The sequence below is a fragment of the Fictibacillus sp. 18YEL24 genome, from assembly GCF_015903855.1.
Classification (GTDB): Bacteria; Bacillota; Bacilli; order Bacillales; family Fictibacillaceae; genus Fictibacillus; species Fictibacillus phosphorivorans_C.
This window is the reverse complement of record NZ_JACZDT010000001.1, coordinates 428,122-443,508: the sequence shown is the minus strand read 5'-3', so window position 1 is coordinate 443,508 and position 15,387 is coordinate 428,122. Positions and strand designations below refer to the sequence as shown.

The window sequence follows — 15,387 nt, the reverse complement described above, 5'->3', positions numbered from 1 at the left end:
AACTCAAATGTCCTCAAATAAAAGTATTTACCGGCAGACAAGGAGAGTATTGTATGAGATTAACTCAAGCCCAACAACTTGCCATATATTATGTTGAGCGTTACGCAGCACAACAAAAAGATGATGCTCAAGCGACGATTCAACACCTATTAAGAATGTCCAACATCACAGATGATGTTTTTCATCAGGCCGTTCGTAAACTTAAAGAATACGCTCGCATCGCCCTTCACTTTCACCCAGATCGACCAAGCTCAACTATGATAAGTATCGCAGAAGCCTTATATCATGAAGGAATCTATAAAAGTCAGTTTGAAACGCTGCTCTCAAACGGTAGTGTTTCTGCATATACCGGAGGATTGCGTGATCAGTGGGAAGAACAATTATTTGGAGGAGCTTACCAGACAAGTGGTACGACTCTTAAGGAACGAGCAAAGTATGGTGCGTTAAACATCATGAATCATCCAGATGGACCAGCGCCGCGTTTTGGCTCATGTTACTTCTTACTCAAACCTGAAGTTTCAAAAAGAGCTACTTATACTTACTTGGACTCTCATCAAAATCCAAAAGAAAAGGGAACTTATGGAGAGTTCGATATGATAATAGCCGCATTGTTTGAAGAAATCTTTACGAGAGATTATGCGTTAGGAGAACCTAATCTTAAGGTGAGTTCTTTGATCCAGCACCTTGTTCATAATATCGAAATGCCTTTTCGAGATCCCGCTAACAAACAAGTGCATCGAAATTTAAATCATTATATTGAAGCACAAGTTCACGGTAATCTTTCACTAAAAGAAGATGTAGAAATCCTGGTTGCTGATCCTTCATTTATTGGAACGAAGGTTGGAGATACACTATCAATCCTTTGTACAAAATATGGTATTAAGCTTTATTATCATTCTGGATTTCAATTGGCTGTAGATCATGTTCCTTCAGATTTTCGAGGATCTGAAATGCCGTCCTTAGCAAAAAGAATCGCTAAAAATCAAGTGATTGATGCACATCTTATAGGTGAAGCTGTAATGGATTTAACGAGAAATCCAGGGACTTGGACGGACAGAGGAACGCAAAGTGAAGTCTTACAAGAGTTGAAGCTACTGTGGCACGTTTTAGTGAAGTATGGTAAACCATTTGTAAAAAAATAATGGTTATTCAATCACCAAGACCTTGCAATATACATGTTAATCTGTTAATATCGTTTCAATGCTAACGATTTTGAAAATTGATAAGGAGTGGATCATATCTATTCTTTTGATGAGTACGGCGAGTTATTACCGGAAGAGAAGGACACCATCAATCAATTGACGAAAGCCCCGATTGAATCCCTCAATCTGCACTCTATTACGGTAGTAACAAATCTGTATCGAGCAGCTCAAGGGCTACGCAATAAAATGGAACGCGAAGTATTAGCGAAGCATGGGTTGTCCTGGACGTCATTTTCTATTCTCTATGATTTGTGGATATGGGATTCTGTTGAAACAAAAAAATTAGCGCTTTCTGCAGGTGTTTCAAAAGCGACCATAAGTAATATCACGAATACATTAGAACGAAAAGAGTTGTGTTATCGTAAGGTGGACAATCGAGATCGACGCATCACATGTGTTGTTTTGACTGATAAAGGCAGAAAAGTGATGGAAGAACTATATCCAAGGTTCCATGAAGGTGAAGTGGAAGTGGTCTCTTCTTTGTCCATTGAAGAGCAGAAAGTAATATCAAGCTTGCTGAGAAGAGTTATACGAGAGAATGATTTTTAATTTCATATAAAAATGCGATGACAGGAAACGCAGTAGCAATGATCTCCCTGTTTCTAGAGAGCTGGTGGTTGGTGTGAATCAGCACAAAGATCATGTGAATTACATTTCCAAGAGCTTTCTTTGTAATGTTTGTAACTAAACAGAAGAAGAACGGGAGTACCGTTATTTACATTTGAGTGGAAGAATGTTTTCTTCAATTAGGGTGGTACCGCGTGTAAAAGTTAGACCACGTCCCTTCATTATAGGGATGTGGTCTTTTTTATATTTTATAAATAATACATTTTGAATTCTTAAAAGGAGGACAATAGAATGAATCAAGTTATGGAACAGCTCAATGAGAAGCAACAAATTGAAGTGAAGAGGCAGATGAAAATCTATAAACAAGGTGTTCAAGATATTATTCCGACTGAAGAGCTAGAAACCAAAGTAGCTAAGTCTATTTTAGAGAATCGTCCTTTAAAAATTAAGCTTGGACTCGATCCTTCAGCTCCAGATGTACATCTTGGTCACACGGTTGTTTTGAACAAATTAAGACAGTTTCAGCAGAATGGTCATATCATTCAATTAATCATTGGAGATTTTACAGGAAAGATCGGTGACCCTACAGGAAAATCCGTTGCTAGGAAACAGTTGACGACAGAAGAAGTAGAGCACAACGCGAAAACGTATTTCGAACAGTTTGGTAAAATAATAGATATGGAAAAAGTAGAGCTGCATTACAATTCTAAGTGGCTTTCTAGTTTGAATTTTGAAGATGTGATCAATCTTGCTGGTAAAATTACGGTGGCAAGATTGTTGGAACGAGACGATTTTGATGAGCGAATCTCAACAGGAAAGCCAATTTCGCTGCATGAATTCTTCTACCCGCTCATGCAAGGTTACGATTCTGTTATGCTGGAATGTGATGTTGAATTAGGTGGAACGGATCAGCACTTTAACATTCTAATGGGAAGACACTACCAAGAGAAGTTTGGTAAAGAAAAGCAGGTTGCTATGCTCATGCCGCTTCTAGAAGGACTTGATGGCGTTGATAAAATGTCGAAATCGAAGAAAAACTACATTGGGATTGATGAAGCTCCGCAGGACATGTACGGAAAGTCGATGTCCATTCCCGATACACTCATGATCAAATACTTTGAACTGGTAACAGATTTAAATACAGAAGAAATAAATGCTATCAAAGCAGATGTTGAGAATGGAAAGTTACACCCTCGTGATGCAAAGATGCTTCTTGCTCGAACGATTGTCCGCATGTACCATGGCCAAGAAGCAGCAGAAGAGTCAGAAAAGCATTTTGTTTCCGTTTTTCAACAAGGCGCTTTGCCAACGGATATTCCAGTCTTCCAATGGAATGGTCCTAAAGAGATCTCCATCATTGATCTAATTGTTGACTTAAAGTTGCTTTCATCAAAAAGTGAGGCACGCAAGATGATCAGTAACCGTGGTGTTAAAGTAGATAATGAGAAAGTGGAAGATACAAGTACTCGCCTCCTCTTATCTGAGGGGATGGTCATTCAAGTCGGTAAACGTAAATTTGTGAAAATCTCATTGAATAAAGAATGAGAAACCATTGAAACATGTAGGTAAAAGGTGGTCAATCAAAATGGAAATCATATGGAAAGAAGTAACGCATTCAAATCAAGAAAAATTGCAAGAAGCTCTCACTTTGTATGAGCAATCTTTTCCAATTGAGGTACGGGAACCGAAATCAGTCTTTCTTCAAAGTTTGAATAATGCTGAAACGCATTTGCCGAATCAGTATCATTTTCTAGTTGGATTTCAGGATGAAGTGTTAGTCAGTTTAGTTACGGCTCATTATTTAGCTGACGTGAACACAGGATTTATTGTATACCTTGTTACGAATCCTAAAGTGAGAAGCAAAGGTTTAGGAGCACAATCTCTTCAAAGAATTGAAGAAGTTCTTCAACAAGATAGTATTGCTGCAGGATATAAATCACTAGATGCCATCGTACTGGAGACTGAAACGCCAGAGATGGTTCATAGCGAAAAAGAAAAGGATGACTGCGTAAAACGAACGAATTTTTTTATGAGGAATGGGTTTTACAAAGTTGAGGATTTTCTTTATCTTCAGCCACCCATACATGATGACGGTGTAGATGTGCCTCTGCATTTATTCATAAAAACTTTAACGAAACAAGAACGGTCAGTATCCGAAGTTAAACGAATCGTAAAAGCTATGTACTTGGAGAAGTATCATCACGGTAACGGTATTGTAAAAGAGGTTCTTAATCGTTCTTATAACAAGATGAACTTAGAGAAATCCAATCTGTTCTGTAACTAAGAATGATTACATCAATTTACAAATAAAAGCACAAGGCACTACTCATAATGAAGTAGCCTTGTGTTTTTTTGTTAAAGTCTTTATGAAACTGTTATTTAAACATATAGTCATGGTTACTTCTTCTACGATTTGTTCTGCATCAAGTTTGATCAATAGAAAGATGGGAATGGTTTTCTAAATAACTTTTATTGAATTTTATCGTAATGAGATTCAAATATCGCCATTTAAGTACTAACCGTAGGCTCCATAACAGTCAAACTCCGATTGATCGTATTCATATTCACATTTACACCTAGCGGGATCGCCGCTTTATAATAGCCGTGTGCACTTGTTAAATTCGTCATGAGTGGTTTGCCGAGTGGAACAAGAAATTCATCGATTACATTTTCAAATGTTTTTCCATATGCAGGTTCACATTTTGTACATTCTCCGATGATGATACCGATACAATCATCGAATTTCCCAGCAATCTTTAAGTGGTTTAAATATCTATAAACGGTATTTACCGGTTCATGCGTTTCTTCAAGAAATAAAATTTTACCTTTCGTGTCAATCTCATAAGGAGTTCCTAAACAATCGACAAAGGATGTAAGGTTACCACCTACAATTACTCCTGTTACGTTACCTGCAACTTTACTTATGAGGGGAATATTCGGTGGATTCATAACCTGCCATGGCGCAGTTGTTCGAGTGATGCTATTGAAAAATTGGCTAAAATTATAGGTTGGAGTACTTGATCGGAAATCTAAAAGCATCAAACTTTGAAACGTAACCAGATCAGCTAGTTGATATAGCACATTTATTAAGATGGTTATATCACTGTATCCTGAGATGATCTTTGGGTTGGTTCTGATTATATTGTAATCGAGATAGGGAAGGATACTTGCTACTCCCACACCACCTCGTGTTGGAAGGATCAACTTAACCTGATCGTTTTGAAACATCTTCATCAAATCTGATGCCCGTTGCTCTGGGGTTCCTGACAAAAAACCATTTGTTGCGTATACATAATCGCCTACGATTACTTGGAAACCCATGTCTTTCAACATCGCGATTCCTTGATTAATTATTTTCGCATCAAGCGGGCTACCCAATGTAACAATTCCAATGGTGTCGCCTTGCAGTAATTGCTGCGGTTTAATCGACATCCTAACAGCTCCTCTCGGAGAACCAAACTCCTATAAGCTATTATATTGGGGTGTAGAGAATGTATGAAAAAACGCCCAGAAGACTCGTTCTGAACGTTTCATGTAACAGCTATTATTTATTAGAATATGGTTTAGCTTGGTAAAAGTAATTGGGTTTTACAATATCATTTTTGTAAGGCTTATGAAAAATATGTGTCGTTGCAGGGCTCATAGGAGGTATAAGCCAAGCCCAGTTACCTGTAACATTTCTACCACTCTCTGATTCTTTCTCTTCAAATTTTTTGAACTGTTGAGCTGCCGTATGATGATCTACGATACTAACACCATCTTCTCGAAATGAATGCAATACAGCGATGTTTAGCTCAACAAGTGCTTTATCTTTCCAAAGAGAAATTGAGCTTTTTGTATCTATACCCATGCATGAAGCAATCTTTGGTAGCATGTTGTACCGCTCTTCATCGGCTAGATTTCGAGCACCGATTTCGGTCCCCATATACCAGCCATTGAATGGAGCTGCCGTGTAGCGAAGTCCGCCAATCTCAAGAGCCATGTCAGATATAAAAGGTACACCGTACCATTTTAGATCTAGATCTTGAAACCAATCAAACTCAGGGTGACGGATCTCTACTTCTAAAGTTGAAGACTGTGGAAGTTCAAATAACTTAGGAAGATTGTTGTTTACTTGAATTACAATGGGCAGGATATCAAAATTTCCGTATTTTGGTTCCCAACCGAGCTCTATGCATTTTTCTGTAAATTCAATGGAAGAAGGATCTCCAATCATACCATTCTCCATTTGATAGCCCGCATATCGAATCAATTGATGATTCCATATGCGTACATGGTGTTTCTTTGTTTGTGGAGGGAAGATGGTTATCGTTGGCCGAATTCGTCCATCGTTTGTCGCATATTTCATGTGATCTATGATTGCCATAAAAATTTCTTCTTCTGTTTCAACATGTCGCCGATCGAACGTATGCATCTGGTCCCAAAATAATCTCCCAATACATCGATTGCTGTTGCGCCACGCTACTTTTGCGCCATAATCGATCTCAAAAGATAAGTGTTTATATGTACCATCTTTTTGAACTTCTTTTGTGATTTCATAAATTCGATCATCAATCTCACTCTGTGTTTTATTTAATTCCTGATAACAGGAAGTGATGAACTCTGTTGCTTCTTGTAAAAGATTCATTTCCAAAATAAAGCCCCCAACAAAAATAAGTGTATTATTATAATAGCCTAGTTTACAAAGAAATACCGCTTGTAAGTGTTACAAAAATAGAACATGAAGGAGGGGAATCATTGGGAATGAGAGCACCTTACCAGGTTTTGGTTATTCCTTTTGTTTTGAAAGAACATGGTATTGAATATTGCATTTTTAAACGTTCAGATATGGGTTACTGGCAAGCTGTTGCTGGTGGCGGAGAAATGGGTGAGACCCCTGAACAGTCAGCTAGGAGAGAAGCCTTTGAAGAAACAGGTCTAGGTGAAGATTGCCGGTTAATCCAATTAGATTCAATAACTTCTTTGCCAGTATTACACGTAGTAGGTTATTTTCTTTGGGGAGAAGAAATGTTCGTTATACCGGAGTACTCATTTGGTTTAGAAGTCTATGATCAAAGATTGAATCTATCTAAAGAGCATACTGCGTACAAATGGGCTAGCTATGAAGAAGCTGTCTCCCTGTTAAAATGGGATAGCAACAAAACAGCACTATGGGAACTACATACAAGATTAACCAGTATAAACAGATATTAAAGGAAAATTATGATAAACTATGAAAATTAATGGAGGTAAAAAGAATGACTCGGACAGGTTGTTTAATTTGTGAACGGATTGAGATGATTCAAAATGGAACAAATCCATATTTTGTAGCAGAGTTAGAGACAGGTTTCGTCGTGATTGGAGATCATCAATATTTTAGAGGATATACGCTATTTCTTTCAAAACAACATAAGACAGAACTGCATTTTTTAGAATCAGAAGTGAAGAAGACCTTCTTACATGAGATGAGTATAGTAGCTGAAGCGGTTTATAACGCATTTAACGCTGAAAAATTAAACTATGAATTATTAGGAAATGGTGATTCTCATCTTCACTGGCATTTGTTTCCACGAAGAGAAAATGACTCACCCGTTAAAGGTCCTGTATGGTGGGTAGATAGGGAGGAGATGTTCTCAGACAATATAAGACCTTCTCAAGATGAGTTGGAAGAAATGAAGAACCGTTTGTATGCGGAACTAAGTAAATTGATTTCTGTGACAATTCGTTAAAGAAAGGAAATGAATGAAATGAGTGACCATCCTATAATTGAAACGAACCGTTTGTTCTTAAGAAAGGTAACTCATGAAGATGCGAGGGATATGTTTTCTTATCTATCGGACTCTGAAGTTGTAAAACATATGGGCCTCGAACCTTATCAAACGGTTGAAGCGGTCTATGAAGAAATAGAGTGGTATCATTCTATCTTAAAAGAACAAACAGGGATTCGATGGGGAATCACATTAAAGAATACCGATAGAGTAATCGGAAGTTGTGGATTTCTGAATAGAAATGCTAAGCACTTTCGCACAGAAGTAGGATTTGAATTGAATAAAGAATATTGGGGAAAAGGTGTTGCTCGAGAAGCGTTAGAAGCAGTTGTAATATATGGATTTGAACAAATGAAATTGGAACGAATCGAAGCACTAATAGAGCCCGATAATATTTCATCACAGAGTCTAGTAGAGAGGGTTGGTTTTCTTAAAGAAGGATTGTTAAGACATTATGAATACACATGTGGCAAATTTGATGATCTATTCATCTATTCTTTGCTAAAAGGTGACGACTTATCTTTAAAATCCGAACATTAAACAAAAAATATAATTTAATGTTAAGTTTTATGTTGAAAATAAAAACTTTTATTGTTATATTATCAAAGTAACATACATAAAAACGAATTACTCGTATATGCTCGGTAATATGGTCTGAGTGTTTCTACCCGGTTCCCAATGAAAGAACTGGACTACGAGTTGAAGTATCAGGTTGAGTAGTTAGACTTTTTTAAGAATAAGTACATCAGCCATTAATTTAGCAATATTACATTGTTTAAAGATACTTTGACTCTGGTGGTCTAGAGGTAGAACATATCTACATTCTCTAGGCTATTTTTATTGAGTATATTGGAGTAATCCGTGACATCTGGAGGGTAATATTCAATGAAAAAATACGGATTATTAGCAATCGCAGCTGTTTTATTCTTATCCGCGTTAGCTGGATTTAATTTCAACCAAACAGCATCAGGAAAAGAAAAAGCAAAACGACCAATTATCATTCAAGGACCGATGCCTATTGAGGCTGAGAATTTTGCAAAACGCCTAAAGAATGTAAAAGAAGAAAAGTCTGGGAACTTTGTTTTTTATAAAGGGACACTAAATAATTATCCAGTTATCGTTACAAAGACAGGTAAGGGCATGGAAAATACCGCAGCCGCAACAGCTATTGCAATTGAAAAATATAAACCTGCAGCCATCATTAATCAAGGTACATCTGGAGGACATGATCCGAGCTTAAACGTTTTTGACATCGTTTTAGGAAAAAGAACGGTTAATCTTGGATCTTTAAAGACGCCTCACAAAGAATCAAATGAAGGAATTCACCCTACATCATGGATTCCAATGGACCTCATGGCATCAGAAGGAAGTGCCGGTGAAGATCCGAATGCAGAAAAAGCACGCTATTTTGAAGGCGATGCAAAGCTTTTAAAAGCCGCTCATGCTGTAAAAGATAAGTATTCAAAAGGAAAAGTTGTAGAGGGTACGATCGGTTCTGCAGACGTTTGGAACAATGAAGTTGATCGTATCAAATGGTTCCATGAGAACTTTGGAACTTCTGTGGAAGAGATGGAAGGTGCATCAGCTGCACAAATTTCCAAAGCGTATGATGTTCCATTCCTCGGCATCCGCGTGCTTTCAAACAATAAGACAAATGGCGGTCAATATGATCCTACGACAGCAGCTGCAAATCAAGATTATGTATTCGAAGTGGTTAAGAAATATATCTCTATGAAAAAAGGTAAATAGCATAAGGAAAACCCCGCTAACCAAATTTAGCGGGGTTTATTTTTCTAATATGGCTTTATTAAATTTTTTCAACAGATGGCCAAACTGCTCTCGTTCTTCTTCCGTCCAATCGTCTGTAAGCACTTCAAAACGTTCAAGCCGAGCTTTTTTGTACTCATTAAAATCTTCTGTCCCTGATTCTGTTAACTGTAGAAAGTAAGCTCGGCGGTCCACATGATCTGGAACTTTGTACACATAACCTTTTTTCTCAAGTGATGCAGCTTGTCGACTAACTGTAGATGTATCTAGCTGCAAGTTTTCAGCGAGCGTCTTCACACCAAGTGGCCCGTGAACAGACAATTGGTGTAAGAGAAGGTAGGCTGATCTGTCTAGATTTCCGATTTTGTTTTTGGATGTGATCGAAGTGACGCGCCTTACAAGGACAGCCATCTCAAGCTCGATCTTTTCAAGTATGGGATTTTTCATCGTAATTGCCACCTTTATATACAAAACTCTATCAACATGATAACCGATTCATATACATTTCAACAACAGAATCATGATTTGACAGCAAAGTAGTTGTACTATACAATTATATAGTTGTATTGTACAATAAGTTTCAGTCATAGTAAAATTGAAAAGGAGATGTGAGAATGTCAACAAACACACAAAGTGTTGGCGGAGCCAAGGTTTCAGGAGTTTCACTTGATAATCAAAGTTTATTTCATCAGCCGATCTCCGTATGGGCTGTTTTTTTCGCTTGTATAACAGCTTTCATGGGAATGGGATTGGTCAATCCTGTTTTACCTTCGATCGCTGAAAATCTACAAGCTTCCCCAAGTGAAGTGACGTTACTTTATACGAGTTATAATGCAGTAATGGCTTTTGCCATGCTTATAACAAGCACGGTTTCTTCTAGACTTGGAAATAAAGGAACATTATTGACTGGGGTATTTATTATAGCGACAGTATCTGCGCTAGGAGGTTTTGCAGATAACATCTGGACATTAGTAGGACTCCGCGCAGGTTGGGGACTAGGAAATGCACTATTTGTAGCAACGGCACTAGCTGCGATCGTTTCTCTTTCTAGCAGCGGAACTGCTAAGGCAATTATTTTATATGAAGCAGCCGTAGGTTTAGGAATCTCGATCGGACCCTTACTTGGTGGAACGTTAGGTAGTATTTCATGGAGGTCTCCATTTTTAGGTGTTTCGACTCTCATGATTCTTGCATTCATGATTCTTTTGATTTTGATGCCTAAACCGAATGCGCAGTTAGCTGTGAAAAAGAAAAAAACACCACTATCCGCTCCATTTATAGCGATGAAACATCGTTCACTCTTAGTACTCGGAATCGTTGCGGCACTTTATAACATTGGTTTTTTTACGATCATGGCTTACGCACCATTTGTTCTTGGCTTACATCCAAAGGGATTAGGTTATGTGTTCTTAGGCTGGGGAACACTGCTAGCGATTACTTCCGTATTTATGGCACCAAAGCTTGAAAGAACGTTCGGAACGGTAAAATCTATGGCGATTATGCTTTTCTTGTTTGTAGCTGATCTTGTGATCATGGGATTATTTACTTCAACTCAATGGGTGATTATTTCATCGATCGTTTTTGCTGGAGCGATATTAGGCAATACAAATACCTTGATAACAACAGCTGTGATGGAAGCAGCACCTGTTGAACGGTCAACTGCATCAGCAGCTTATAGTTTTCTTCGATTTTTAGGAGCTGCAATATCTCCATATATGGCGGCAAAACTTGCTGAGATCTTTAATCCACATCTACCGTTTTATGTAGCTGCAGGATTCGTGTTTTTATCAATCATATTCATCGGTTGGAACTACAAACATCTAGCGCACGTAGATCGAATGGACACAGCGCATTAAATAACAGTAGTGAAAAAGCCTGCTCCAATAGTTGGAGCAGGCTTTTATGATTGTATTGGATGATGAATCCACGAGTTTTGATCCTGAATCCAAAAGTTTATAGAGTTTATCCACGAGTTTTGATCCCGAATCCACAAGTTAGCACTGTTTATCCGCGAGTCTACAATCCTCGACACCGTTCGACTCTAACGGTCTTAGGCTAATCCGCCTTTTAGATTGACGACCATATCAATGGTTACGATATCACCCTTTTTTAAAGGCTGTTTACGCGGAAACCCATGACAGATCTCATCATTGATGGAAGCACATGTTGCGTATTGATAACCGTGAAACCCTTTTTGTTCAGGTGTTGCTCCATGTTCAGCTAAGAACGTTTCAACGAATTGATCAATTTCCATCGTTGTGATACCTGGTCTGATTCGTTTAGCGATTTCTTTGTGAACGGATGCTAGCAACTTTCCAGCATTGTGCATAAGATCAATTTCTCGAGCTGATTTTAAATGAATCATGTAAATCCCTTCTTTTCAAGTCAGATTTCTAATGGAAAATAATTAGAAAATGAAATATTGTGCTACAAATGAAAAAGGTTCGGAATAATACCGAACCATTTCTCTAATTTAATATAAAAATACCAACTAACGAGTAGACGATCACTGTTGAAAACAGAATTGTCATATGGATTAGAGAATAGATGAAGAGAAGCTTTGCCCATTTCTCAGAATCCTTGTTTTTCTTATAGCCATATATGCTCAACACGAGCCATCCAACATTCATAAGAAGTGCCACTAACGTTAAGCCTAGGCTTAATGGTAGGAACAAGAAGCTCGTTAAACTCAGTAATACAAGATAGATGTTGGTTTGTGTATACGTTCTTTTAACCCCTTTTACAACCGGAAGCATCGGTATTCGAGCCGCCTTATATTCATCATGTCGGCGAATGGCGATGGCATAGAAGTGAGGCATCTGCCAAATGACCTGGATGATGAACAGTGCTGCAATCGCGGGGTGTGCAAGTGTACCAGTCATTGCTGCCCAACCAATAAGGGGAGGCATCGCACCTGAAATACTGCCTACTTCCGTGTTATAGATCGTTCTTCGTTTGGTCCACATCGTATAAGGAACGACATAAAAGAAAAGACCTAAGAAACCTAATAGTGCCGCAAGCGGTGTAGTGAAGGCAAGAGCAATAATACCAAGTACAGCCATAATGCCAGCGAGTGTAATAGCAAATTTCGTATCGATCTCACCTGTAACCGTAGGTCGGCTCTTCGTTCTTTCCATGATCGCATCAATGTCGCGGTCATATACATTATTTAACGTACCAGCAGCACCTATTACTAAAATTGTTCCAATCAATGCGAATACAACATCAAGTAACTTAGTGCCAGGATCGATATCGTACGTATATAATGCCAGCGTAAGTCCGGCAAACATAGGAACGAGGTTAGACTTAATGATTCCCGTTTTCACAGTTTGTGACAGAATCGCTGACCGTTTTTGTTTTTCTACTTTCAACGTTTTTTCCATACTATAAGACACCATCTTCACAATAATTCTCTCTCTATATTATCCATATAGTGTAACCTTAAATCCACTTCTATTAAAGCATTAAATGAATTCCCAGTTCAAATAATAGAACACCTTAAGACACTTTACACAAAGCTTTTGTGAACGTTCTGTGAGGTTTATGTGATAGAAATGTGATACAAACGCTTACCTAGCTTATAATCGCTCCGTTTCATTCCTTTGTATTTTATTACCGATATATATAAAACGAAGTGCAATTAACATCAAAAGGATCGCTAGCATGCGTTCCCAAGTGAAGGGAACGGATAGTCCTCCAAAAAATCCAAAATGATCGATAACCATACCAGCAGTAAGCTGTCCGATGACGGTTGCAATGTTAGTAGCGATGACTCCAATGCGTGGTACAGCAACTACTGTTAAAAATAAGTAACCAACTCCGAACCAAACGGCTGCAAGCTGCCACTTAGGCGCTTCAAAGACCTTTAAGATGTTACCTTCACCAAAGAAAAGAATAAGAATGGCTAATAGGAGTGCACCTGAAAAAAAGGTTAAAAACGCAGCTTCGTACGTACCGGATTTTCTGCTGAACGCTCCATTAATAGAAGATTGAGCACTAAGCAATATACCGCCTATGACTGAACCAAGAAGAATTAATATGTGCATGTTGTTATCCCTTCCTTCCTAAAAAATGAGCAGCAGTGAGATTGTCATGAGCGTTACTGCAATGAGTTTTTCTTTGTTAACGCGAGCTTTTGAACTTCCAAGCCAGCCTTTGTGCTCAATGAGTATGCTCATAGCCATTTGACCGATGATGACGGAAATCATAGCAATTCCTACGCCAACAATCGGTATAGCTATGATTAAGATTGTCAGATAGATGGTACCTAAGACACCACCAGAAAGTTCCCATTTAGGAGCTTGAAACGTATAAGCCAGTGAGCCTTTACCTAAGAACAGAACGATGATTCCTAGAATAATGGCACCAACAAAAAAGTTGTAAAAGCTGCTTTCTAATTTTCCGATCGTTTTGCCAAGTTCTCCATAGATCGCACCTTCAACACTAAGGGATACTCCGGCAAGTAGTGCTAGTAAATAAGTCCATATCTTCATAAACAAAACTCCTTCATATTTACATATTTAAAATTATCGATATAAAAACAAAAAAAGAAGAACCTATAATTCTTCTTTCAGATAGGTAGCTAACTCTTGTATGTTTTTTTCATTTCTACGATAGTACGTCCATTTGCCATGACGCTCTGATTCAAGCAAACCTGCTTTCTGCATCATCGATAAATATTGGGATACAGTAGATTGGGAAAGATTCGCTTTTTCCTGTATATCTCCCACACAGATACCGCCTTTCTCATTAATCGTTTTAGATAGATGAGCAGTAGGTTTATCAAAGTGTTGCTGTGGATCTTTGAGCCATTTCAGAATTTCGAGGCGAATGTCGTTGGAAAGCGCCTTAAATACATCGATAGGATTGTTCATGTTTTATACTCTAATCGGTTTTTCTCGATATGTCAATTTGTAAACACTAGTGACAATTGGAAAAAAATGAAACAAATCAGCTTTATAAATCGTAATATTAAGTAGAAAAAAGTGGGAGGGAAGTAAAGATGGAATCTATTTTATCAATTCTGGTCCTCGTAACATTGATATTCTCTATTACATATGTCATACGTCAAAGGCGGAATCAAGGGATTACAGGTTTGAGATCAGCTCTAACATCAATCTGTTTTTTCTTAATCGCGGTAGTGAATCTTTTAGCTTATTGGTTTGATTTACTTGGGATATGGAGCTGGGGGGCATCGGTAATTCTTTTACTGTTGGGTGCTTACTTTACTAAATACTTGCGAATTATTGAATCGTAAATATTTTGTATATACGAATCCTTTTAACTCTTTATTTAAAAAGTGTTGCGTATGCAACACTTTTTAAATTTAAGGGAACAGGATATTTATTTTATTAACCTAATATAATCATTTGAATATTTGATCTACATCGTAACTTTTTTAGCTTTTATTTGTTTCCTTAATTGTTTTGGTAAAGGAACATACATCATGTTTGTTTTCATGAAGACATACTTGTGGAAGAACTTTACCGATAAGTAAGCAAAGAATAAACAAAAAAATGAAAAAATAGTTAGAGGATATACGATGGTAAGTATAGGATAACTTCTAGCTAAATACGCGTAAATTATATAACCAATGCCAAAAAGAATCATTATGAAGTAATCTCTTTTAGGATTTAGTTTTTCTTCTCCAAAATTACTATGTATGTTCGAGAATTTTTTGACTTGGTACCAAATCTGTTGTGCAACAAATAAGGAGAAAATCAATAAACATATAATGAAGAAAAGAGGGGAAGAGAATTTAAAAATAAGATAGTAAAATTTTTGGACAACCACGAAATTACAAAATGAACCAACAACACCTAGGCATGCTGTATAAAGTATGGGTTCAAGTATCATGTTTTCCGTATTTCTAAGTAATATCGTAAGTGACCAAACATTAATGATTACGACCAGCGGAATGGTAATCCAAAAGGTGGGCTGGTGAGGTGCCAGAACTATAAAAATGAGGGAGATTATATCCAACAGAATAAAAGTAAAAGCAAATATGCTATGTTTGACATGATACATTACATTTAAATGCGTCTTATAACGCTCAGGTAACTTTCGATATTTAATAGAACGGTCTATTTTCAATTTTACTTTCT

17 protein-coding genes, 1 pseudogene, 1 riboswitch and 1 other annotated feature are annotated in these 15,387 nt (G+C 37.6%); of the genes and pseudogenes, 10 read left to right on the top strand and 8 right to left on the bottom strand.

Annotated features, from left to right (window positions below; genetic code table 11):
- Positions 1 to 53 precede the first annotated feature (53 nt).
- The 4 genes from HU823_RS02220 to HU823_RS02205 all read left to right on the top strand — a co-directional run bounded on the left by HU823_RS02220 (position 54) and on the right by HU823_RS02205 (position 4,053).
- Positions 54 to 1,142 (top strand): DUF3626 domain-containing protein, encoded by a 1,089-nt coding sequence (locus HU823_RS02220; protein WP_197220983.1) that lies wholly within the window; start codon positions 54 to 56, stop codon positions 1,140 to 1,142.
- Between the two features lie 96 nt (positions 1,143 to 1,238).
- Positions 1,239 to 1,751 carry a MarR family transcriptional regulator gene (locus tag HU823_RS02215; RefSeq protein WP_197221369.1) on the top strand — a complete coding sequence of 171 codons (513 nt, stop codon included), beginning with the start codon at positions 1,239 to 1,241 and terminating at the stop codon, positions 1,749 to 1,751.
- An 8-nt stretch (positions 1,752 to 1,759) separates the two neighbouring features.
- Positions 1,760 to 1,990: a binding site (T-box leader), on the top strand.
- Between the two features lie 70 nt (positions 1,991 to 2,060).
- The gene (tyrS, locus tag HU823_RS02210; RefSeq protein ID WP_197220982.1) at positions 2,061 to 3,314 is read left to right on the top strand and encodes a tyrosine--tRNA ligase; all 1,254 of its coding nucleotides are present in this window, start codon (positions 2,061 to 2,063) and stop codon (positions 3,312 to 3,314) included.
- Between the two features lie 40 nt (positions 3,315 to 3,354).
- Positions 3,355 to 4,053: a GNAT family N-acetyltransferase gene (locus HU823_RS02205; RefSeq protein ID WP_197220981.1), complete on the top strand. Its 699-nt coding sequence runs from the start codon at positions 3,355 to 3,357 to the stop codon at positions 4,051 to 4,053.
- 224 nt (positions 4,054 to 4,277) lie between these two features.
- On the opposite strand, the gene HU823_RS02200 is transcribed toward HU823_RS02205, so the two are convergent.
- Together HU823_RS02200 and HU823_RS02195 are read right to left on the bottom strand one after the other, a co-directional pair.
- The gene (locus HU823_RS02200; protein ID WP_197220980.1) at positions 4,278 to 5,201 is read right to left on the bottom strand and encodes a S66 peptidase family protein; all 924 of its coding nucleotides are present in this window, start codon (positions 5,199 to 5,201) and stop codon (positions 4,278 to 4,280) included.
- 112 nt (positions 5,202 to 5,313) lie between these two features.
- Positions 5,314 to 6,396, bottom strand: a complete 1,083-nt coding sequence (locus tag HU823_RS02195) for a nitric oxide synthase oxygenase (RefSeq protein ID WP_197221368.1) — start codon at positions 6,394 to 6,396, stop codon at positions 5,314 to 5,316.
- 116 nt (positions 6,397 to 6,512) lie between these two features.
- On the opposite strand from HU823_RS02195, the gene HU823_RS02190 reads away from it, so the two are divergent.
- The 4 genes from HU823_RS02190 to HU823_RS02175 all read left to right on the top strand — a co-directional run bounded on the left by HU823_RS02190 (position 6,513) and on the right by HU823_RS02175 (position 9,265).
- Complete coding sequence (locus tag HU823_RS02190) at positions 6,513 to 6,962, top strand: NUDIX hydrolase (RefSeq protein WP_197221367.1); 450 nt, start codon at positions 6,513 to 6,515, stop codon at positions 6,960 to 6,962.
- 44 nt (positions 6,963 to 7,006) lie between these two features.
- Positions 7,007 to 7,477: an HIT family protein gene (locus HU823_RS02185; RefSeq protein WP_197220979.1), complete on the top strand. Its 471-nt coding sequence runs from the start codon at positions 7,007 to 7,009 to the stop codon at positions 7,475 to 7,477.
- A gap of 18 nt (positions 7,478 to 7,495) precedes the next feature.
- Positions 7,496 to 8,056 carry a GNAT family N-acetyltransferase gene (locus HU823_RS02180; RefSeq protein ID WP_197220978.1) on the top strand — a complete coding sequence of 187 codons (561 nt, stop codon included), beginning with the start codon at positions 7,496 to 7,498 and terminating at the stop codon, positions 8,054 to 8,056.
- Between the two features lie 71 nt (positions 8,057 to 8,127).
- Positions 8,128 to 8,231, top strand: a riboswitch (purine riboswitch).
- Positions 8,232 to 8,401: 170 nt separating this feature from the next.
- Positions 8,402 to 9,265, top strand: coding sequence for a 5'-methylthioadenosine/S-adenosylhomocysteine nucleosidase (locus tag HU823_RS02175; RefSeq protein WP_197220977.1), 864 nt, complete (start codon positions 8,402 to 8,404; stop codon positions 9,263 to 9,265).
- A 36-nt stretch (positions 9,266 to 9,301) separates the two neighbouring features.
- Here the strand turns inward: HU823_RS02175 and HU823_RS02170 are convergent, their stop codons facing one another.
- The gene (locus HU823_RS02170) at positions 9,302 to 9,730 is read right to left on the bottom strand and encodes a MarR family winged helix-turn-helix transcriptional regulator (RefSeq protein ID WP_197220976.1); all 429 of its coding nucleotides are present in this window, start codon (positions 9,728 to 9,730) and stop codon (positions 9,302 to 9,304) included.
- A gap of 167 nt (positions 9,731 to 9,897) precedes the next feature.
- On the opposite strand from HU823_RS02170, the gene HU823_RS02165 reads away from it, so the two are divergent.
- Positions 9,898 to 11,139: an MFS transporter gene (locus HU823_RS02165; RefSeq protein ID WP_197220975.1), complete on the top strand. Its 1,242-nt coding sequence runs from the start codon at positions 9,898 to 9,900 to the stop codon at positions 11,137 to 11,139.
- Between the two features lie 197 nt (positions 11,140 to 11,336).
- On the opposite strand, the pseudogene HU823_RS02160 reads toward HU823_RS02165, so the two are convergent.
- From HU823_RS02160 to HU823_RS02140, 5 genes and pseudogenes are all read right to left on the bottom strand, one after another.
- A pseudogene (locus tag HU823_RS02160) lies at positions 11,337 to 11,648 on the bottom strand (M24 family metallopeptidase); the annotation flags it as partial.
- Positions 11,649 to 11,751: 103 nt separating this feature from the next.
- A complete protein-coding gene (gene cyoE, locus HU823_RS02155) occupies positions 11,752 to 12,666 on the bottom strand; it encodes a heme o synthase (RefSeq protein ID WP_191753318.1) in 915 nt (304 codons plus the stop codon).
- A 195-nt stretch (positions 12,667 to 12,861) separates the two neighbouring features.
- Complete coding sequence (locus HU823_RS02150) at positions 12,862 to 13,329, bottom strand: DMT family transporter (protein ID WP_197220974.1); 468 nt, start codon at positions 13,327 to 13,329, stop codon at positions 12,862 to 12,864.
- 18 nt (positions 13,330 to 13,347) lie between these two features.
- Positions 13,348 to 13,776: a DMT family transporter gene (locus HU823_RS02145; protein ID WP_197220973.1), complete on the bottom strand. Its 429-nt coding sequence runs from the start codon at positions 13,774 to 13,776 to the stop codon at positions 13,348 to 13,350.
- 63 nt (positions 13,777 to 13,839) lie between these two features.
- Positions 13,840 to 14,157, bottom strand: coding sequence for an ArsR/SmtB family transcription factor (locus tag HU823_RS02140; protein WP_197220972.1), 318 nt, complete (start codon positions 14,155 to 14,157; stop codon positions 13,840 to 13,842).
- 128 nt (positions 14,158 to 14,285) lie between these two features.
- Here HU823_RS02140 and HU823_RS02135 point away from each other — a divergent pair, with 128 nt between their 5' ends.
- A complete protein-coding gene (locus tag HU823_RS02135; RefSeq protein ID WP_197220971.1) occupies positions 14,286 to 14,540 on the top strand; it encodes a hypothetical protein in 255 nt (84 codons plus the stop codon).
- The last annotated feature ends 847 nt before the right edge of the window (positions 14,541 to 15,387 follow it).